Origin of the sequence: Pseudomonas sp. PDM05 (genome assembly GCF_014851685.1) — a bacterium.
Classification (GTDB): Bacteria; Pseudomonadota; Gammaproteobacteria; order Pseudomonadales; family Pseudomonadaceae; genus Aquipseudomonas.
This window is the reverse complement of sequence record NZ_JACVAC010000007.1, coordinates 118,778-139,009: the sequence shown is the minus strand read 5'-3', so window position 1 is coordinate 139,009 and position 20,232 is coordinate 118,778. Positions and strand designations below refer to the sequence as shown.

20 protein-coding genes are annotated in these 20,232 nt (G+C 57.3%); 11 read left to right on the top strand and 9 right to left on the bottom strand.

Annotated elements, in window-relative coordinates; all coding sequences use genetic code 11:
- Positions 1-85 precede the first annotated feature (85 nt).
- The 6 genes from yiaY to IB241_RS15945 all read left to right on the top strand — a co-directional run bounded on the left by yiaY (position 86) and on the right by IB241_RS15945 (position 6,551).
- A complete protein-coding gene (gene yiaY, locus IB241_RS15970; RefSeq protein WP_192299249.1) occupies positions 86-1,234 on the top strand; it encodes an L-threonine dehydrogenase in 1,149 nt (382 codons plus the stop codon).
- 91 nt (positions 1,235-1,325) lie between these two features.
- On the top strand, positions 1,326-2,000 hold the full coding sequence (locus IB241_RS15965; RefSeq protein ID WP_192299248.1) for an NAD(P)H-binding protein: 675 nt from the start codon (positions 1,326-1,328) through the stop codon (positions 1,998-2,000).
- Entirely contained in the window at positions 2,000-2,920 is a 921-nt protein-coding gene (locus IB241_RS15960) for a LysR family transcriptional regulator (protein ID WP_192299247.1), read from the top strand. Before IB241_RS15965 ends, IB241_RS15960 begins: the two co-directional genes overlap by 1 nt.
- A 111-nt stretch (positions 2,921-3,031) precedes the next feature.
- The gene (locus IB241_RS15955; protein ID WP_192299246.1) at positions 3,032-4,225 is read left to right on the top strand and encodes a CaiB/BaiF CoA transferase family protein; all 1,194 of its coding nucleotides are present in this window, start codon (positions 3,032-3,034) and stop codon (positions 4,223-4,225) included.
- Entirely contained in the window at positions 4,222-5,163 is a 942-nt protein-coding gene (locus IB241_RS15950; RefSeq protein WP_192299245.1) for a hydroxymethylglutaryl-CoA lyase, read from the top strand. Before IB241_RS15955 ends, IB241_RS15950 begins: the two co-directional genes overlap by 4 nt.
- A gap of 59 nt (positions 5,164-5,222) precedes the next feature.
- A complete protein-coding gene (locus IB241_RS15945) occupies positions 5,223-6,551 on the top strand; it encodes an MFS transporter (protein ID WP_192299244.1) in 1,329 nt (442 codons plus the stop codon).
- A gap of 7 nt (positions 6,552-6,558) precedes the next feature.
- Here the strand turns inward: IB241_RS15945 and IB241_RS15940 are convergent, their stop codons facing one another.
- Entirely contained in the window at positions 6,559-7,044 is a 486-nt protein-coding gene (locus IB241_RS15940; RefSeq protein ID WP_192299243.1) for a DMT family transporter, read from the bottom strand.
- 77 nt (positions 7,045-7,121) lie between these two features.
- Here IB241_RS15940 and IB241_RS15935 point away from each other — a divergent pair, with 77 nt between their 5' ends.
- From IB241_RS15935 to IB241_RS15925, 3 genes are all read left to right on the top strand, one after another.
- Positions 7,122-8,087, top strand: coding sequence for a LysR family transcriptional regulator (locus tag IB241_RS15935; protein WP_412547875.1), 966 nt, complete (start codon positions 7,122-7,124; stop codon positions 8,085-8,087).
- A 21-nt stretch (positions 8,088-8,108) separates the two neighbouring features.
- Positions 8,109-8,750, top strand: coding sequence for a LysE family translocator (locus IB241_RS15930; RefSeq protein ID WP_192299241.1), 642 nt, complete (start codon positions 8,109-8,111; stop codon positions 8,748-8,750).
- A gap of 119 nt (positions 8,751-8,869) precedes the next feature.
- Complete coding sequence (locus IB241_RS15925) at positions 8,870-9,397, top strand: DUF4142 domain-containing protein (RefSeq protein ID WP_192299240.1); 528 nt, start codon at positions 8,870-8,872, stop codon at positions 9,395-9,397.
- A 62-nt stretch (positions 9,398-9,459) separates the two neighbouring features.
- Here the strand turns inward: IB241_RS15925 and IB241_RS15920 are convergent, their stop codons facing one another.
- The 4 genes from IB241_RS15920 to IB241_RS15905 form a co-directional block, all read right to left on the bottom strand.
- Positions 9,460-9,960 (bottom strand): methylated-DNA--[protein]-cysteine S-methyltransferase, encoded by a 501-nt coding sequence (locus tag IB241_RS15920; RefSeq protein WP_192299239.1) that lies wholly within the window; start codon positions 9,958-9,960, stop codon positions 9,460-9,462.
- Between the two features lie 92 nt (positions 9,961-10,052).
- A complete protein-coding gene (locus tag IB241_RS15915; protein WP_192299238.1) occupies positions 10,053-10,385 on the bottom strand; it encodes a hypothetical protein in 333 nt (110 codons plus the stop codon).
- Positions 10,386-10,440: 55 nt separating this feature from the next.
- Positions 10,441-10,581 (bottom strand): hypothetical protein, encoded by a 141-nt coding sequence (locus IB241_RS15910; protein ID WP_192299237.1) that lies wholly within the window; start codon positions 10,579-10,581, stop codon positions 10,441-10,443.
- A complete protein-coding gene (locus tag IB241_RS15905) occupies positions 10,559-11,452 on the bottom strand; it encodes a LysR family transcriptional regulator (protein WP_192299236.1) in 894 nt (297 codons plus the stop codon). Before IB241_RS15905 ends, IB241_RS15910 begins: the two co-directional genes overlap by 23 nt.
- A 156-nt stretch (positions 11,453-11,608) precedes the next feature.
- Here IB241_RS15905 and IB241_RS15900 point away from each other — a divergent pair, with 156 nt between their 5' ends.
- On the top strand, positions 11,609-12,802 hold the full coding sequence (locus IB241_RS15900; protein ID WP_192299235.1) for an MFS transporter: 1,194 nt from the start codon (positions 11,609-11,611) through the stop codon (positions 12,800-12,802).
- 1,364 nt (positions 12,803-14,166) lie between these two features.
- On the opposite strand, the gene IB241_RS15895 is transcribed toward IB241_RS15900, so the two are convergent.
- Positions 14,167-14,967: an HNH endonuclease gene (locus IB241_RS15895; RefSeq protein ID WP_192299234.1), complete on the bottom strand. Its 801-nt coding sequence runs from the start codon at positions 14,965-14,967 to the stop codon at positions 14,167-14,169.
- Positions 14,968-15,176: 209 nt separating this feature from the next.
- On the bottom strand, positions 15,177-15,662 hold the full coding sequence (locus IB241_RS15890; RefSeq protein WP_192299386.1) for a helix-turn-helix domain-containing protein: 486 nt from the start codon (positions 15,660-15,662) through the stop codon (positions 15,177-15,179).
- Between the two features lie 175 nt (positions 15,663-15,837).
- Here IB241_RS15890 and IB241_RS15885 point away from each other — a divergent pair, with 175 nt between their 5' ends.
- The gene (locus IB241_RS15885; protein ID WP_192299233.1) at positions 15,838-16,482 is read left to right on the top strand and encodes a hypothetical protein; all 645 of its coding nucleotides are present in this window, start codon (positions 15,838-15,840) and stop codon (positions 16,480-16,482) included.
- Here the strand turns inward: IB241_RS15885 and IB241_RS15880 are convergent.
- Both IB241_RS15880 and IB241_RS15875 read right to left on the bottom strand, forming a co-directional pair.
- On the bottom strand, positions 16,457-17,035 hold the full coding sequence (locus IB241_RS15880) for a recombinase family protein (RefSeq protein WP_192299232.1): 579 nt from the start codon (positions 17,033-17,035) through the stop codon (positions 16,457-16,459). The genes IB241_RS15885 and IB241_RS15880 overlap by 26 nt on opposite strands.
- A 241-nt stretch (positions 17,036-17,276) precedes the next feature.
- Complete coding sequence (locus tag IB241_RS15875; RefSeq protein WP_192299231.1) at positions 17,277-20,165, bottom strand: DEAD/DEAH box helicase; 2,889 nt, start codon at positions 20,163-20,165, stop codon at positions 17,277-17,279.
- Between the last annotated feature and the right edge of the window lie 67 nt (positions 20,166-20,232).

Here is a 20,232-nt window from a genome sequence, read left to right as displayed (position 1 = left end):
TATCACGAGCGGGCGTTGATCCTGATCAAGATGCGCTGCGCGCCATGGGTTGATTCTGTAGGCATAAAGCCTCTGAGGATTCGCCATGAGCAGCACCTTCTTTATTCCCGCCGTCAACATCATGGGCACTGATTGCCTCGACGAAGCCATGACTGCCATTCGCAACTACGGCTTTCGCAAGGCGCTGATCGTCACCGACGCCGGCTTGGCCAAGGCGGGCGTGGCCCACATGATCGCCGAGAAACTGGCGATGCAGGACATCGACTCGGTGATCTACGACGGCGCCAAACCCAACCCCAACGTGGAAAACGTCGAGAACGGCCTGGCGCTCTTGCAGGCGAGCGCCTGCGATTTTGTGGTGTCCCTGGGCGGCGGTTCTCCGCACGACTGCGCCAAGGGCATCGCCCTGTGCGCCACCAATGGCGGGCATATCGGCGACTACGAAGGGGTCGACCAATCGAGCAAGCCGCAACTGCCGCTGGTGGCCATCAACACCACCGCCGGCACCGCCAGCGAGATGACCCGTTTCTGCATCATTACCGACGAAACCCGCCACGTGAAAATGGCCATCGTCGACCGTAACGTCACGCCGCTGCTGTCGGTCAACGACCCGGCATTGATGGTCGGCATGCCCAAGGGCCTCACCGCCGCCACCGGCATGGACGCCTTGACCCACGCCATCGAAGCCTACGTGTCCACTGCCGCCACGCCGATCACTGACGCTTGCGCGATCAAGGCCATCGAACTGATCAGTGCCAACCTGCGCCTGGCCGTGCGCGACGGCAGCGACAAGGCCGCGCGGGAAAACATGGCGTATGCGCAGTTCCTCGCCGGCATGGCGTTCAACAACGCGTCGCTGGGCTTTGTGCACGCCATGGCCCACCAACTGGGCGGCTTGTACGATTTGCCCCACGGCGTGTGCAACGCTGTCCTACTGCCCCATGTGCAGAGCTTCAACGCCAGCGTCAGCGCCAAACGCTTGTGCGACGTGGGCCGCGCCCTGGGCGCAGACGTCAAGGGCATCACCGTGGAAGAGGGCGCCCAGGCGGCCATCGCGGCGATTCGCAGTTTGTCCCAGGACGTCGACATCCCCGCTGGCCTGCGTGAATTGGGCGCCAAGTTGCAGGACATCCCGCTGCTCGCCACCAACGCCTTGAAGGATGCGTGCGGGCTGACCAACCCACGGCGCGCGGATCAAAGGCAGATAGAAGAGATCTTTCGCAGCGCTTTCTAGCGGGGCAGTGACGAGCCGCAAGCGTTAAGCTACAAGTGAAATCGCATTCAACTTGAAGCTTGAGCTTGCGGCTTGCCGCTGAGGTCCCCCTATGAGAGTTCTGTTATTCGGCGCCACCGGCATGGTCGGCCAAGGTGTTCTGCGTGAATGCCTGCTGGCCGCTGACGTGCAGGAAGTGGTCGCGGTTGGCCGCACGCCCCTGACCCAGGAACACGGCAAGCTGCATCAGGTGTTGCACAGCGACATGCTGGATTTCCAACCCCTGGAAAACCTGCTGCAAGGTTTTGATGCGTGCTTCTTCTGCCTCGGCGTTTCGTCGGCGGGCATGAGTGAAACCCAGTACACCCACCTCACCTACGACCTGACGTTGGTCGCGGCCAGCACTTTGGCGCGGCTCAATCCGCAGATGACGTTTATCTATGTGTCCGGCGCCGGTACGGACAGTTCCGAGGCGGGTAAGTCGATGTGGGCGCGGGTCAAGGGCAAGACCGAGAATGCCTTGCTGCGCTTGCCGTTCAAGGCGGTGTATCTGTTCCGGCCAGGGGCGATCCAGCCGCTGCACGGGGTGCGGTCGAAGACGCCGTTGTACCAAGGGTTTTATACCGTGCTCGGGCCGTTGCTGTCGCTTGTACGCCAGGTCAAGCCAAGTTGGGTTGTCAGCACCGAGACCGTTGGCCGGGCGATGTTGCAGGCGGCGAGCCAGGGCGCGCCACAACCGGTGGTGGAGCAGGCCGAGATCAATCGACTGGCCGGCGAGCGCCGCTGATGTTGCACAAGAGCCTGGTGCGCCGCCTGGATTTGATCACCCTGCAACTGTTTGTCGCGGTGTTTGAAGAGGGCACGCTGACCCGCGCCGCTGCGCGCGAAGCCATCGCGGTATCGGCTGCCAGCAAGCGGCTGATGGAGTTGGAGCAAGTGCTGGGCGTCAACCTGTTTGTGCGGCGGGCCAAGGGCATGGACCTGACGGCCGCCGGTGAAACCCTGTTGCACCATGCACGGCAGATGCTGTTCAACGTCGAGAAAATGGGCCTGGAACTTGGCGAACACAGCCATGGTGTACGCGGATATGTGCGGATGCTGGCCAATCTCTCGGCGATCATTCAGTTCCTTCCCGAAGACCTGCGGGATTTTTCCGCACTGCACCCTCAGGTCAAAACCGACCTGGAGGAGCGCCCCAGCAACGGCGTGGTCCAGGGTGTGCTGGATGGGGTGGCGGACCTGGGGATCTGCTCCAGCGACACCGACATCAAAGGCCTGCCCAGCGTGATTTATCGCCTCGACAAACTGGTGGTGCTGATGCCCGCGGATCACGCCTTGGCAGCCCGCGATAGCCTGGCCTTCGCCGAAACCCTGGACAGCGACTATGTCGGCCTGCACGCCGCCAGCTCGATCAATATGCGTACCCACGCCGCCGCACGGGAGGCGGGCAAGATGCTGCGCCTGCGTATTCATGTGCCGGGGTTTGATGCGATGTGCCGGATGGTCCAGGCGAACATGGGCATCGGCATTCTGCCGCGCAAGGCGTACGAATTGTTCGGCCGCGCCCTGGGTTTGCATGCCGTGCCGCTGACGGATGCCTGGTCGGATCGCAGCCTGATCCTGGTGGTACGTGATGAGGCGCAATTGTCGCCAGTGAGTCGTTTGCTCTTTGATTACCTGAGCAATACGTCTGAGTCCTACAGATAATTCTTCGATCGTTCGCCTTTCGCGAACGCTACTTGCCAACTGACGGTTGGATTTCTGCCGTATTGGCCCTCTAGTCTTGGCGCCACATTCCAAGAATAAGAGGTCCACACCATGACGGGTCCCCTGAGCGGTATCAAGGTGATCGAGATCGGCACGCTGATTGCCGCGCCGTTCGCCGCCCGGCTGATGGCCGAGTTTGGCGCCGAGGTGATCAAGATCGAAGCCATTGGCCAGGGCGATCCACTTCGCAAATGGCGAAAGCTGCATGAAGGTACGTCGCTGTGGTGGTACCTGCAATCGCGCAACAAGAAGTCCCTGGCGTTGGACCTCAAGTCCGGCGAAGGGCTGGACCTGATCAAGCAACTGCTCGGCGATGCCGACGTGCTGATCGAAAACCTGCGTCCCGGTGGCCTGGAAAAACTCGGCCTGGGCTGGGACGTGTTGCACGCCCTCAACCCCAAGCTGACCCTGGTGCGCATCTCTGGCTATGGCCAGACCGGCCCGTATCGCGACCGTCCTGGCTTCGGTGCCATTGGCGAGGCCATGGGCGGCATCCGCTACACCACCGGCAACCCGGACTCGCCTCCGGCGCGGGTCGGGGTGAGCCTGGGGGACTCCCTCGCGTCCCTGCACGGGGTGATCGGCGCGCTGATGTCGCTGTTGCGGGTCAAGACCGGGCAGGGCGATGGGCAGATCGTCGATGTGTCGCTGGCCGAAAGCGTGTTCAATCTGATGGAAAGCCTGGTGCCCGAATACGACATGCTAGGCCATGTGCGTGAACGCAGCGGCGGCGCCTTGCCCGGCATCGCGCCGTCCAACACTTACCTGACCGCCGATGGCGCCTACGTGGTGATTGCCGGCAACAGCGACCCGATCTACAAGCGCCTGATGAACGCCATCGGTCGCGCCGACCTGGGCGAAGCGCCGGAGTTCGCCCATAACGATGGCCGCGCCGCCAAGAGCGGGCTGCTCGATGCGGCGATCACCCACTGGACCAGCAGCCTGCCCATCGACCAGGTACTCAGCGCGCTGGAAGCCGCCGAAGTGCCGGCCGGACGCATCTATTCCGTGGCGGACATCGTCAGCGATCCGCACTATCAGGCGCGGGACATGTTGCTCAGCGCCGAGCTGCCCGGCGGCGTGTCGGTGAAGATGCCCGGCATCGTGCCCAAGCTCTCGCAAACGCCTGGCGGGGTGAACTGGTCGGGTCCGGCCCTGGGCCAACATACGGATGACATTCTTGGCAGCCTGGGTCTTACCGGCGCCGATATTCAACGCCTGAAAACGTCCGGAGTGGTGCAATGATTCGCGACTATTCAGACCCGCTGATCGTGCAGGAAGTCTCCCCGCGGGACGGCCTGCAAATCGAGCCGACCTGGGTCGAGACCGCCGACAAGATCGCCCTGATCGACCAACTTTCATTGGCCGGTTTTTCGCGGATCGAAGCCGGTTCGTTCGTGTCACCGCAGGCCATTCCCGCATTGCGCGATGGCGAGCAGGTGTTCCAGGGCATCCAGCGCAAGGCCGGTGTGATCTACGTGGCGTTGATCCCCAACCTCAAGGGCGCCCAACGCGCCATCGAGTCCCGCGCCGATGAGTTGAATCTGGTGATGTCTGCCAGCCAGACCCATAACCTGGCCAATATGCGCATGCGATGCGAGGCGTCGTTGGCGGCGTTCGGCGATATTGTCAGCTTTGCCGCCGACCATCCCGTGCGCCTCAACGCCAGTATCGCCACCACCTTTGGTTGCCCGTTCGAAGGAGCGATCGATGAGGATCGCGTGCTGCAGATTGTCGATGCTTATCGCGAGCTGGGCATTCAAGGCATCAGCCTTGCCGATACCACAGGAATGGCCAACCCGCGTCAGGTCGAGCGCCTGGTCAAGCGTGTGCTGGAGCGCGTGCCTGCCAGTGACCTGACCCTGCATTTCCACAACATCCGCGGCCTGGGGTTGTGCAACGTGCTGGCGGCCTACGAGGCGGGGGGCCGGCGGTTTGACGCGGCCCTCGGCGGCCTTGGTGGCTGCCCGTTTGCGCCGGGGGCGTCGGGCAATATCTGCACCGAAGACCTGGTCAACCTGTGTGAAGAAGTGGGCATTCACACCGGGATCGACTTGCCGCACCTGCTGCACCTGTCCCGCCAATTGCCGGCCTTGCTGGGGCATGAATTGCCCGGCCAGGTGGCCAAGGCCGGGCGCAATTGCGACCTGCATCCACCACCGGCGTACATCGCCACGCTGTAACCCCGCACCAGACAACAAAAACAATCGGGCGCCTGTGAGCAGCCCGCTGGAGAGAAAACATGAGCACTAATCCGTTAGAGGCCGGCGCGCGGCCGGCAGTTGAAGTCGACCCGATCAAAGCCGTGGTCAACAAGGTCGCCTGGCGCCTGATGCCCCTGATCATGGTCTGCTATCTGTTCGCCTTTTTTGACCGTATCAACATCAGCTTCGCCAAGTTCCAGCTGCAGGCCGACCTTGGCCTGAGCAACACTGCATACGGCTTGGGGGCTGGGCTGTTTGTGGTTGGCTATGTGATTTTCGAAGTGCCGAGCAACATGATGCTCTACAAGGTCGGGGCTCGCCGGTGGATCGCGCGGATCATGGTGTCCTGGGGGCTGGCGACGGCGGCTATGGTGTTTGTCACGGCTGAGTGGCAGTTCTACGTGCTGCGCTTTCTGATTGGCGCCATGGAGGCAGGCTTTGCGCCGGGCGTGCTGTATTACCTGACGCTGTGGTTTCCCCAGGACTTCCGTGGGCGTATTACCTCGATGCTGTTCCTCGCTTCGGCGTTTGCCGGGCTGGTGGGGGCGCCGTTCTCCGGGCTGGTGCTGGAGCACATGGACGGTGTGCTGCAAATGCGCGGCTGGCACTGGCTGTTCCTGCTCGGCGGTATGCCGTGTGTGGTCTTGGCGTGGATGGTGCTGACGCAGTTCAAGGACCGTATTGAAGATGCGCCGTGGCTGAGCGCCGAAGAAAAAACCTTGCTCTCCAGCCGCATCGCCGTGCATGAGGTCCACAAGAAGGGCTCGCTGCTCCAGGCCCTGCGAATTCCCGGTTTCCTGATGCTGGGGCTGATCTACTTCCTGATCCAGGTAGCGTCCTACGGCCTTAACTTCTGGGCGCCGCAATTGATCCGCAGCACCGGTATCGAAAGCTCGGTGGTGATCGGCTTGCTGACCGCCATCCCCTATATCTGTGGTGCGATCACCATGGTGCTGGTAGGACGCTGGTCGGATGCCACCGGCGAACGCCGCAAGTTTGTCAGTGGGTTGGTGGCATTGGGCGCGGTAGGGTTTTTCTGTGCCGGTATCTTTGACGACCACACCACGTTCCTGATCGTGGCGCTGGGCCTGTTGGGTGCGGGGATCATCGCTGCCATCCCGACCTTCTGGACCTTGCCGCCCAAACTGCTGGCCGGCGCGGGTGCCGGTGCGGCGGGTGGGATTGCCTTGATCAACACCCTGGGACAACTGGGCGGTATTGTCAGCCCGGTGATGGTTGGGCGGATCAAGGACATCAGCGGCAGCACCACCCCGGCGCTCTACGTGATTGGTGTGTGTGCGTTGATCGCCGCTGCGCTGTTGTTGTGGGGGCTGCCACAAAAGCTGCGTACGTCCGACAAGCGTTGACGAATTATCACGCTGCGGCCAAGGCCTTGGCTGGCGTGGCGCTGAACTGAATCAACGCTACCCCGCCAATCAACAACAACGCCCCCAGCACCCGGGGCGTTGTCAGTTGGCGCTCCGCCAGCCCAAACAGGCCAAAGTGATCGAGCAGCAACGAGGCGAGCATCTGCCCGGCCATGGCCAGTGCAATAAATCCTGACGCACCGAGTTTGGGCAACAGCATCAACGCCAGGGAAATAAAACACACGCCAAATGCGCCACCGGCCCACATCCACAACGGCGCCTTGCTGATAAAACCCAGGCTCGGCAGGGGCAAGCGCAGCGCCACAATCACCGGCAGCAACACCACAATGCTTACCAGCAGCGACGCCAGGGTGGCCCACAACGGGTGCCCGAGCCCGCGCCCGAGGTTGGCGTTGATCGCACTCTGAAACGGCACCACTGCCCCGGCGATCACTGCCAGCGCCAATAAACCCAGCCAATGCAATGTGGTCATCATGAATCTCCCAAAGGTTTTGCTGGACTCTAAGGTATTCGTCGCGCAAATTTAAATTCCAAGTTCTTATGCCGAGCATGCAGCTGATGAATGATCTGCGCCGCATTGATCTCAACCTGCTGGTGATCCTCGACGCCTTGCTCAGCGAGCAACACGTCACCCGCGCCGCCGAGCGTTTGCACCTGAGCCAGCCGGCGGTCAGCCATGCGCTGGCGCGCTTGCGCGATGTGCTCGGCGATCCTTTGCTGGTACGCCAGGGTGGCAGCCTGGTGCCCACCGCGCGCGCCTTGGAGTTGGCGGCGCCACTGGCCGAAGCCTTGGCCCAGGTACAGGCGTTGCTGGCGCCCAATCAATTTGATCCGGCGTCGGCCAAGCGGCGGTTTCGCCTGGCGATGTCGGACTACAGCGCGGCGATTTTCCTACCTGATTTGGTGCGCATGCTGCGCCGTGAAGCGCCGGGTATTGACCTGCAAATCATCCAGGCCAGCCGCGAGGGCATGGTGGATGGGGTGCTTAATGGCGATCTCGACCTGGCTGCCGGGGTCTTTCCTGACATGCCGGCGGAACTGCGGACTACACCGCTGTTTGAAGAGCACTACACCTGCCTGGTGGACCGCAACAGCTTGCCGGAGGGTGGCACGCTGGACCTGCCCACCTACCTCTCGCGCCCCCATGTGTTGCTGGAAATGCGAGGCAGCGGCACGCCGGAAATCGAGCGCGCATTGACGGCAATCCGTGAGCGCCGGCATGTGGCGATCAGCCTGCCACACTGGGGCGTGGCGCCGCAGTTGATCCAGGGCACGGATCTGATTTTGACGGTGTCGTCGCGGGGCTTGCTGAACATCGATCACCGGCATTTGGTCGCGGTGGCGCCGCCGTTTCATATTCCGTCGTTCGCGTTTGAGCTGGCGTGGCACGTGCGGCGGGGTGGGGATTCGGGGTTGCAGTGGTTGCTGGGGCGGATGCGGGGTGTATTGACTGATATAGAAGTGTGTTCAGCATTGCGCTGCGAGGTAGAACATGCAGAATCTTTCCACCCTTAACCGTCCGTCAGAGTCGCGCCCATGACCCCCTCCTTGCTGCTCGCCGTCCTCGCTTCAGGTTTTATCTACGGTATTACCCCGGGTCCAGGCGTCCTCGCCGTATTCGGCATCGGCGCCGCCCGTGGCCGTCGCGCCGGGGCGGGTTTTCTGTGTGGGCACTTGTTGGGCGACGTGGTGTGGTGCAGCACGGCGCTGATCGCCATCGTTGGTGCGCGGGAGGTGGGCAGTGGTGCATTTGATGTGCTGGGCGTGCTCAGCGGCCTGTATCTGTTCTGGCTCGGCTGGCGTGCGATCCGCACCCAGCGCCGCAGCAGCGATGCACCGCAAGGCGCTGCGCGGCATCCGTTCTGGCACGGCATCCTGTTCGGCCTGACCAATCCCAAGGCATACCCGGTGGCGGTTGCAACCTTTACGGCGTTGTTGTCCAGTCGTGCCGAGTTGCTGACGTGGTCGATGTTGCCTGCGCTGATCTTCCTCAGCTTCGTCGGTGGCGTGCTGGCCTACGCGATCCTGATTGGCGTGGTCGGCGCCCAGCGGGTGCGCACGGTGTATCAGCGGCATGAAATCCTCATCACCAAGCTTTGTGGGGTGATGTTTATCGGCTTTGCCATCAACGCGTTGGCCCATGCGCTGCCGGGCCTGTTTGCCAGTAAACCGGCGTGACGCAATCACGACCGTTCGTCGCACTGGCAAGTTTTTTCTAAACCTTTGCCGCCCTGAAAATTCGAATTCAGGGCGGGGTGTATTCCCCCTCGCCTAATTTTGCCCTGGAGGAACCCATCATGAGCCGCATGGCTATCCGGTTACGCACCGCCAGTTTCGCGATGCTGCTGGGCCTCGGCGCCAGCAATGCTTTCGCCCAGTCGCCTGCTGAATTCATCGAGCAGGCCTCGGCCAAAGGGATGGCCGATATCGAAACCAGTCGCATGGCCCACGCCAAGACCTCGTCCCAGGAAATCAAGGATTACACCATCGAGGTGATCAACGAACGCACCCTGGCCAACCAGCACCTGGCGGCCATCGCCAAGAAGCTGGAGCTGCCGGTGGCGCCGCGGGAAAAGATCGTCGACAAAGCCGAAACCTTGATGCCCGAGCTCAAGGACGGCGACTCCTTCGACGCCGCCTACACCGCGCAACAGGTCAAGGAAAACGAAGACGCCATTGCCCTGTTCAAACAGGAAGGTGCGGCGTCGGATGTGCCGGAAATCAAGGCGCTGGTGGATGAGACGTTGCCCAAGTTGCAGGAGCGTCTGCAAAAGGCCCGTGCCCTGGCGTCGACCTACGGTAAAGGCCATCAAGGCGACGGTTGAGTGTCTGGCCGGAACTGAAAAACGGCGGTTGGAGCCTCTCCAACCGACGTTTTTTATTCGCTCTAGAACGCCATTTCCGCCTGGCCGGTGCCTTCCAGCGCAAGCAGGTATTGCTTGGCTTGCAGGCCGCCGGCGAACCCGGTCAGTTCACCCGAGGCGCCAATCACCCGATGGCACGGTGCGATGATCGAGATCGGGTTGCGCCCGTTGGCCGCGCCCACGGCGCGCACGGCCTTGGGGTTGCCGATCTGCCGGGCGATCTGGCTGTAGCTGCGGGTTTCGCCGAAGGGGATGGTCAGGAGTGCCTGCCAGACCTGTTTCTGAAAGTCGGTGCCGCTGAAGTCCAGCTCCAGCGTGAATTGACTACGGGTGCCGGCGAAATATTCCTGCAACTGGCGCTCGGTTTCCAACAGCACCGGGCTGCTGTTGGCCTCCTGCAATTGCCCCAGGCGTACACGGTTGGCGCGCTCTTTTTCCCACAGGATCGCGCTGAGCTTGCCGTCGCGCGCCACCAGGGTGAGCTGGCCGACCGGGGAGGGCATGAGTTTGTATTCGTAGGGCATGGGTGGGCTCCTGTGGGCGAACGTCATGGCGCCACTGTAATTGTATCCGCCCGGTTGGAAACTACGTTTCTTGCGATTGAATTTTCCTGGGCCTAGAAGTTCCAGTACACCCAGTTGGCGTAGAGCGGGTACCAGTAAATCCAGGAAATGTTATACAAAGCCTTAAGAAATGAGGCTGTTCCCGTCAGTAACAGTGAAATGACATTGAACGCGGTGATGATTGAGGCGAACACGGTCAAGCGTCGGTTGGCATGTTGCCTGGCCAACCGTATGCCATAAGCCGACGCGACGATCGATCCTGCCGCGATGACCGGTCCGATGAAAAACGGCAGCCTCATAAACGACAGTAGCAGCGGCAAGACCAGTACCCAGCCGACCACCTGGCGTCGTATGGCCTTTGGCGTGTGTTGCTGGGGTTCTAGCATGGGCGTGATCTCGGTGTCAGGGGGGAGGAGCTGACATCATTTAGAGATCAACTCGTCACCACAGTCGGACTTTGCTGAAGTGGCGCTGGCGGTCTTGTTGCAGACGCTTCAGCGCCGCCGCCGCGGCTTCTTCGGCAATGATCTCGAAGTATCCTTCGTAAACATTCTGCTTGCTATCGAGCGTCTGCCACTTCACCTATCACCCTCATAAAGGCTTGTACTGATAGGTTTTTTTCTACATCACGAGTCAGTACCAACAACTGTGCACACGCATCCACTTCCACCAAAGGCCTGTACGTCACGCCCTTGTGCATCAAGCTTTGCGCGCATTGCGGCACCAACGCCACGCCTTGCCCTGCCGCCACCAGGGCAATGATCGAGGTGATCTGTCGGCCGGTCGGCCCCGCGCGCAGGGGCTGCCCATGCTCGCGGTACAGCTGTTCGATGGACTGGTTCAGTCCCGATCCATGATCCGCCGGAAACAGGATCAGCGGATAAGCACTGAGCTGCGCCAAGCTCACCTGCGCCTGGCGCGCCAACGGGCTGTCGCTGGCCAACGCGGCCACCAAGGGTTCCTGGCCCAGCGACAGTGCCTGCACTTCACTGCTTTGCGGCAACCGGCGGCTCAAGCCAATGTCCAGGCGCCCGTCCGCCACCTGCGCGCCGAGGCTGCCGGAGGCGCATTCCACCAGGGTCAGCTGCACGTCGGGAAAGCGTTGGGCAAAGGCATGAATCACCTGGCTGAACAGGTCCGACAAGGCAATCGAACTGACATACCCCAATGCCAGTTGCCCAGCGGTGCCTGCGGCCAGTTTGCCGGCGATCACCTGTGCCAGCTCCACCTGTTCCAGCACACCCCGCGCATAGGGCAAGAACGACCGGCCTTGAGCGGTAAGTGTCACGGTGCGGCTGGTGCGATCGAACAGCTTGAAACCCAACTCGGCCTCCAGCGCCGAAATCTGCCGGGTCAGCGGTGGCTGGGCCAGGTGCAGGCGAATGGCGGCTCGACCGAAGTGCAGTTCTTCGGCGACCGTCAGAAAGTACCGCAGCTTGCGTAGGTCGAGCATCCTGGCCCTCGGGTATTGATCGGTGTGAATTCGGTATTGGTTCAAGACCTGCCGGGCATTCTATAAAGACCTCACAACATAAAACGAGAGGTTTCATGACGTCGCGCCTGTCTTGACCGGCTGCAAGCGCCTTGAGCCTGAGCAGATTCCTACGCCATGACCGACACCGTCGTTATACCCGCTTCCCAATGCTCTGCCCGCCGTCGTTCGTTGATCGCCGGGTGCAGCGCCCATGCCGTACACGATGGCTTGACCGACGTTATCTATGTGCTGCTACCCATCTGGCAGGCGCAGTTCGCCATGTCCTACGCGCAGATCGGGCTTCTGCGCGGCGCCTATTCCGGGATGATGGCTGTGTTCCAACTGCTGGCGAGCCGCGCCGCCAAACGCTGGGGGCGCACACCGTTGCTGGTGGGGGGGACTGCGCTTGCGGGTATCGCTTACTTGATGGTTGGGCAAGCCACCGGGCTGGTCCTGTTGCTGCTGGCCTTGCTATTGGGCGGCCTGGGCGCGAGTACGCAGCACCCGCTGGCGTCGTCGATGATCAGCGATGCCTATGAGGAGGGGGGTGGGATCAAGCAGGCGCTGTCTCAGTACAATTTCTCCGGAGACATCGGCAAAACCCTGATCCCCGGCTTGGTTGGCCTGCTGCTCACCGTCATCAGCTGGCGCGCCAGTGCCACCTTGTTGGGGCTACTGGGTTTGGCGGCGGCGGGGCTATTGTGGTGGCTGATTCCTACGCCGTCGCGAGCACCTGCCACCACGAAAACGGCCAGACCCTCCAGTGGAATCGGCTCCGCCAGCGGCTTGCGCGCACTGATCTGCACCGGCACCCTCGATAGCGCCGTGCGCATGGGCTTTCTCACGTTCCTGCCGTTCCTGCTGCAAGCCAAAGGCGCAGGTACGGCCGGTGTCGGCCTGGCCCTGAGCCTGCTGTTTGTCGGCGGCGCGTTCGGCAAATTGCTTTGCGGTTATCTCGGAGCGCGCATCGGCATGATGAAGACCGTGTGGCTGACGGAAACCACCACCGCGCTGCTGATCATGGCGGCGGTGTACCTGCCGCTGAACGGTTTGATGCTGACGTTGCCGCTGCTCGGCCTGGTGCTCAACGGCACCTCGTCGGTGCTGTACGGCGCCGTGCCGGACCTGGCCGGAGCAGGCAAGCGGGAGCAGGCGTTTGCGCTGTTCTACACCGGCACGATCGGCGGCGGGGCCCTGGCCCCCGTGGTGTTGGGTGGCGTTGGGGATGCGCTGGGCGTGCCGGTGGCGGCGATGGTGTTGGCGGCAGTGTTGTTGCTGACGTTGCCGTTGGCGTGGTGGGTGGAGAGAGGGATGGTAGACGAGCGGTGATGTGATTGTTCATCTTGCGACGTTGCCTACACCCCCATCGGAACGGCGCGGGTTGTACTCGCTGTGTGAGCTATTTATGGTTTTCCAACGCCTGCATCGCCAGCCTCGGCGTTCGACGGCAGCTGTGCGCGGTACCACTCGAGTGCGCCGGTATCCCGAAAGCTACCCGGTGCATTTATCCGCGCGCAGTTGCCACCCTTATCGAATCACCTTATTTCAGGCATAAAAAAACCGGCCACCAGGGCCGGTTTTTTCATGCATCCCCCGTCAAAACCATCCTGACGTCGGACCAACAATTAAGTGGAGCGGGTAGAGGGAATCGAACCCAAACCCACGTGTCACGTAAGTCAATGATTTATAGGAATAATCAACGCTGATTGTAGGAGAAATTTGTAGGAGGGGAAGGAAGGGGATTTGTCTTTGAAATGGAATCTTTGGTTTTTCAGAAGGTTGGAGGTCCTAGAAAGGGTTGGGGCATTCAAAGGCATTGAAGCCATTCTTTGTCAGCTCCAAACGTAGGTCCTTATAGGTCGCTGAGCCCGTTTGAGACGTTAGCCATTGATTCAAAAATTTACTTTTGGTATACATATCGAATCACTCAGTGCTCTATCGGGAACCTTACGTTCGGGCATTGTTTTAAAGCCGTGTAGCCACGGCGGACCCTAGAAGGTAGCGACAGAGGGGTTGTCGGTGGAGATGCCATGAGGCAGCTGGGACCGAGTCGAGCGCAACACCATGAGAAACCTTAGACGCCTTATCATGGTGAATGTGAAAGCTCAGCTACAGACGTCAGAGAGACTCTAAACGGAAGGCATTGCCTCCGGTGGATTTCGAGGTTGGTTCCCTAGCCTGTTCATCTGAACGGGTTAGGGGAAATACAACCTTCTCTACCGGAAGGCCCATAAAATCAAAAGCTTCACGTCAACAGCGTGTGGCTTTTTTTGTTTCTGTCAGTTTGTCCATACATTCTGAAAACGTCCTGAAGCGCATACCGAAGGTCGCCACCTAAGTATAAGAAACCCCCGGGCACAAAATTTTGGGCGTTGCGAAGCATTTCACACCGGCCACCCAGGGACTTCATTGCCTGACCCTTCAAGGTTGGAATTGAACTTACTGGGTGAAACCCTCTGCTTGGCTGATAGCCCGCCTGGGCTAGCAAAAAGGTTCGGTGGTGCTTTTGCTTGCTCAGGATAGATCGCGTCGTAGGCGAGTTGTGGCGAGCCCTGACGAATAAGCCCCTCCGTCCATCTGTTGGCCAGGTCTGGCGTCCTAGACGCCCGCATTATCTTTTGGTCGCTTCTTAGGGAATTGCACAAACTTCCGCAATTATTTGCATTTAACCTGACCGGGGGACAGAGTTGGGTCTACTTACGATTGCGGAGCTTATATATCGTGGCTAGCTCTTCCACTGGCATAGAAATGGGGCGTTTGGTGTGAACCATTGCGTGACAGTTTGGACATAAAGGAATCAGATCGTTGATTGGATCTACTCGGTATTTTTTGACTTTCGTGTGAATGTCAGTTCGATGGTGAACATGGATATAATCTTTGCCAATGTCGCCATAAATCTCCTCGAAATTAAAGCTGCAAACAAAGCAGCTGTAGCCGTGATGCTCGATGCATTTTTCTCGTGCGTATGGGTTTCGTTCATTGGCAGTAGTTCTAATTTCGTATTTCTCTCCTTCTTCAAAAATTTCATTGCGTAATACTGAAGGTGCGTTGCATTCGAAAAGTGTCCAGCGAGTATTTTGCCCCAGTTTCTCCTTACCTCCGGACTCCTTCCACAGAGTCTCGGCGTCAATCGAGGTTAGGCAGGCTGCTCTTTGGTGGCCGTAGCCTTTAATCTGGCTTTGACCTTCTTCAAATGAATATGGACCTAATACCTCAAAGACGCAGTTGCGCTTGCCGTTTGAGTTGACGATCACTAAATCACCTTCAGCCATCTGTTTGTAGAGGTTCCATAAGGTTGGTCCGCCCAGATTCGCATTGTTTAAATCAGGATATGCGCGGCTGATCAAAGAAGTGATTTTTGACGCGTTATTAATCTCGGGGATTTGCAGATCACCTATTTTGCTCCAGCCAATGGCTATACGGCCGCGCTCTTTCATTTCCTCAATTGCACCAAGTGCATCTTCATGATGTGCTACGAGTCGCCAGACCTTCATTTTTTTTCCTATTGTTGTGATTAGCGCATCAGAATCCAGCCGGATGAGGTAACTTCGCAACTAGCAGCCGAAACACCTGTAACCCACGCAGCATATGAGGTGTAGCGATTTACGCGCAACGTAACGCATACGTAACGCAACCGCAAAATGCACCTGAAGCTCGTTGTTTTAGTGGGCGCCTTCGGTAGAAACTCACCCCGGATTACGGGTCATCTTGACGTGCTTTTACGCTTCTCAGCTTTTTCCCAGCGCACGGCCGATACGAGGCCCCAATTCCCAGAGTCGTTCGGACGGCGCCACTTTGCTACCGGCATAGTCTTGAGATATGCCAATGCCTCGTCAAATGAACCGAAGCGAAGCTCTGTGGGCTTTCCCCCCACTCGGAATGTGCCGTCGCGCGGGCTCGCGAGCCCAGGATGAAAGCACGTCCCGTCTGCGGCGAAGGGCACCTCTAGTGCGGCGTCGTATGACGCTGGTGGCTCGACGATCTCAAACAGCTGGCTCGGATCTACGCCTAACGCGTCTGCAAGGCTTTCTACAGCGTCTAACGAGGGGTTAGCCATACCGCGTTCTATGCGGCTCATGTAGCTGCGGGCTATAGACGCATGGTCCGCAAATGCTTCTTGGCTTAAACCGGAGGCGAGCCTCAATGCTTTGACTCGCAAGCCGAAGCGCTCTCTTAGTGGAATTTTCATACCTCGAATGTCGCCGCGATGTAGACTCATCGGCCACGCTCTATTCGGAACATTTTGAACATGAGTGAGATTTCATAGCACTTGCTGCTATGGCGGGGCTAACAGCCGCAGATCCCTACGTGCATGTCTCGTAAGCACACGTTTGGGCGAGCGAAACCATATAAGGATGTGTGCGATGCAGTTTGTTATGAAGCTGGCGGGGTGTGTCGGGATTGTGTTTTTGATAACGCAAGGAGTCAGCCGGTGTTCGGGCGGCGAAGAGAACCCCAAGATCGTTACGAAACCTTTTATCAACGAGACTCAACTAATCAGTGCCCTACAGGCGAAAGACGACTCTGCACCTGAATCGCTGCTTTCAGATGAAGGCATCGCAACGGCCGACGAAGGCTCTGAGTGCTACAGCGATGTTTCCCCTAAGCTCAGGTCTCTGATTGATGATATTCGTGCCTGTGAAGTTGAAAATGCTTTGGGTAATCACGACAGTTCGGCCTTAAAGATCATTCCTGCACGGGGCTACAAAAATGGTGCCGCCGGTGTCTTCAAAAAGTATCGCCTGCATGTCAATCAGAATGCCGATGTAACTTGCCGAGATGAGCCTTGGCCGGATACGGGCGCTGCTGGCTGTAAGGTTGGCGTTTACGTAAGCCGTATCAGGGCATCGAATCAATACTCGGACTCTGCTGGCTGGACTGCGGTCTGGTTTCGTGGAGTTAATGACTCCTCATTCCGCCCCGTGAGTCCTTTTGCAGAACACATATCAACGGTCAATGACTCCATCCTGCGAGTCGGCGGTCTCATGGATGTTTCTGATCGGCCTTGACCCCGGCGATGGTCGCCCTTGAGACCGCGTATAACTTCGATAGAGCGCTGATGCTCATGCCCTCGTCGAGAGCTGTCGTGATTTCGGAACGCTGTCTCTGCGTGAGCTTGGGCGGCCTGCCAAGCTGTTTTCCTTGTGCCTTGGCTCTTACCAGTCCCGCCTGAGTGCGTTCGATTAGTAAGTCCCGTTCCATTTCAGCAACTGCTGCAAGCATTGATAGCAATAGCTTTCCTGCTGGAGAGGTTAGGTCGGTCGACCCTAACTGTTGCACAACGACTCGGATGCTGCGTTCGCCGAGCATTCGAACGGTTTGAAGAATATCAATCGCATCTCTCCCTAGCCGGTCTAGCTTGGACACTACGAGTGTTTCCCCATCCCGGATCTTACTCAAAAGCTCTCGGAATGCCGGGCGCTGAGCTGCGTGGGTTTTCCCGCTCACTGTGTCTGAGAACCAGAAATCTATGACCCATCCAGCGTTCTCTAGCTCTATACGTTGGTTGAGGGTCTCTTGCAGTCCTGTAGATACTCTGCCATAAGCGAAAGTAGTAGCCATTTGCCCGTGCCCTTTGAGGTGTTAGAAAACGGTGTCGAAAATAGGACGCCATGCCAGGAAAGCCAAGGCTAATTTTCTGACAGGTCTTGGGCGAGGCTGTTATGGATGCCAGAAAACGGTCGTTTGTTGGCATAGTGGCAGGATTTATGAATTACAACTGGAGAGGGGTCACCTCCCCAGGTCATAAATACATACTGCACGCGATCCCTTGACGGGGCTAGTGAGCAGATGTCAAGGAGTATCAATCATATTCAACAAACGGGAGATCGTCAGATACTGCCTGGCCGGGCGTAGTCAGCCATTGCCAAAGCTGCATTTGGGTCAAATAACCTTGCCGTAAACGCAGCAACGCCTCCGCTAAATCATGGCTTTCGACTATGCTTAATCTTGTGCATGAGTTGATTGCTAACGGCACACTTGGATCAACACCGGGATGGCATAAAGTCACGCAGGAAGTATCCTTGTAGCCATGTATTTCAGATGCTGAGAGAACCTCAGTAGCGCCGTTGTAATCAACGAGTTTATCCCCTTGTTTTGATTTTAGCTCAAAGATAAGGTCTGGTGACCCGTCAAGGCTTATCAAATAGTCTGGCGCACCAGTGGTTTTATTGGAATCCAACTTGGTATAGTTTATACCCAGATGATCTAACAGTCGCTCAAATGCGAGTTCGAAGAAGTCTCCGAGTGATTCGTAGTAGTCTTTAAAGTAAACAAGGCTATCTAAGTTCATTGCGCGTTTAATATGATATTTTGAAGATTTTTTGCGGGACTCTGTTTTCCAATCGCGCACGGAATCTCTCAGCCAATTTGCCTTTACTACGGGGGCGGGCTTCGCTTTTATAAAAACTTCCTTGCGGCAATCGTCAGCTTCCTGCGATCCAAGCATCAGCTTCTGAGGACTTGAATAGCCAGCGGCGTCAAAGGCAAGTATTTCTTCACGCTGGAGCTTATATTTCTCGGAGTCGGCATTTAGCTCCATAAGCCAGAGCACGTTGTCTGGCAAGCCAAATGTGAGGCGCATGATCACCCGCCTGATGACTCGCGGAAGCCTCGCCAGCTTTCTAAGGTCGGGCATAGTATTTGTTATGACCGATGGAAGTAGTTCAGTTGGTGTTCTTCGATCAACAACGGCGGTCAAAATAGAAGCCAACCCCTGAAGCACCCAACTAAGATCACGAATTAAGCTTCTAATCGCGCCAGCTCTGAGGTCAGGTGTTAGTCCTTCTAGATCCTTCAACTGAGCTCCCTTCGCCCACGTCGAGCAAATATGAGCGGCGTTAACAGGTTTGAGGTTTGCTCTCCACACGGTTTCAGCCAAACTGTCCTTGTAAATATCAGCATTGAATAGAGAGTATTTTTCAAGCGCCCACGGTAAGTTTCGAGTTACTCCTTTTCCGTTCATAGGCACGAACTCCGGGCTGTTCAATGCAGCGGAAAAGAGAAGGAAAATTAACTTGTCCATGTTGCCAGGATTGTCAATCTGCGGCAGGCAGTATGTTAGCGAATCTTGCTTTTCACAAATGTATTTAAGTAAATATGTGGAAGTTTCAGGTGTCAGGCCGCTCAAGCCAACTGCTTTTCCTACGATGGTAGCCGACAGCTGCTTTGAATCTGATAGCAGCAGATAGCCTTGCGTTACAAGCTCCCCTACAGCTTGAGATATACGGTCTGGCCAACGTTGATAAGCTACGGGGTTCTTATCTAATTCTCTTATTGCGCTAAATGTGCCTAGTATAAGCTCTGCTACCTGCCCCTCTGTCACACACAGTCCAGACGAAACTAACTGTAGTGCAAGTAGATTGAATCGATCGGGGCTTATTCTAGCTTTGATCAACGGCATAGAGCCAAAGTTAAGATATTTCCGCGCTTCTATGGCTTCGGATTGAGATTTGGCAAAATAAAATATTTTCCCACTTACTCCATCATATCCCATTCTGCCGACCCTGCCTGCCATGTTGTGGAATTCAGCAGAGTCAATCGGGATATTTGTTTTTCGGGGGAAGTTATATCTTGAGAATTTTGAAAAAACCGCAGATGCTAATGGGAAGTTAACACCTGCTGCCAGAGTGGTAGTGGCGAATACAACATCTAATTCTTTACTCAAAAGCTTTGCTTCAACAACTCCGCGCTCTTCGTCTGTTAGATCGGCGTTGTGAATGGCGATTCTTTTATCCATGGATCTAGATAGGAACTCATTTGCAAATGTGGCCGGTAAACCGTCAAAATCTAGGCTGCCCTGAGCGGGCGGGGTGGGACCCAAAAGTAACTCTGCTAGAGTATAAGTATCCTTCACGGTCATGCAGAATACTATTAAGGGGAGGCTGCCGGACTCATGCTTTACCACATGTTTAACTAGAGCAATAGCATCTAGTATGTTGGGGGACTGTGGTATCGGTCCGACAAGGAGATCTGGCTGGCCTGTATTCGCCGAGATTAGCCCGCTTGGAGTATGGCAGCTGTATTCGATATGTTTTTCGCGAGCAGGGCTCAGTAGTAACTTAACTCCTAGCCAGTCGCTCAACTCCCTTGCATCTTTAGTGTCGAGAACTGCCGAGAGACCAATAAATTGCAACCATCCAACTCTCCTAAGTAACGAAAGCAAAACTTCAACGCTTTGCCCACGGCTCTCATCTGCAATAATTTGTATCTCGTCGCATACGACTACAGTATTACGCATATCAGATGGGATACCGGAAGCAGACAGCAGAGCAAGATATTTTTCATATGTAGCAACTAAAACGCGGGCCCCCAAAGGATCTGCACAATTTTCACCGGCTGCGTCTTTGACAGAGTCTCCTGTAGCGAGCACCAAGGAAGAATGATCACCACCTAAGAAGTCGTTGAGTAGTTGACTACGAAAGTCGGACATTTTTTGCTGTGCTAATGCGCGGTGTGTGACCAGGTAAACCGCGTTAGCACCTCGTTCCAGATTCTGCGCGATACCCCATAGGCCAATCAGAGTCTTCCCAGTCGAAGTCGGTGAGACTACGAGTAGGCTCTCTCCTCTTCCTACACCGTAATCTAGGGCCCCAAACTGAGCATCCGTAAAAGATACTTCACCATCAAACAACGATAATTTGGTTATAACGTTCTGTGTAAGGCAGTGATTATCAGGGAACTCATATTTCATTTGTGCGTCCTTGGCATTGTCACGGTGTAGATCGGTGTGGTTACAAACACGAGATACCACATGTCAA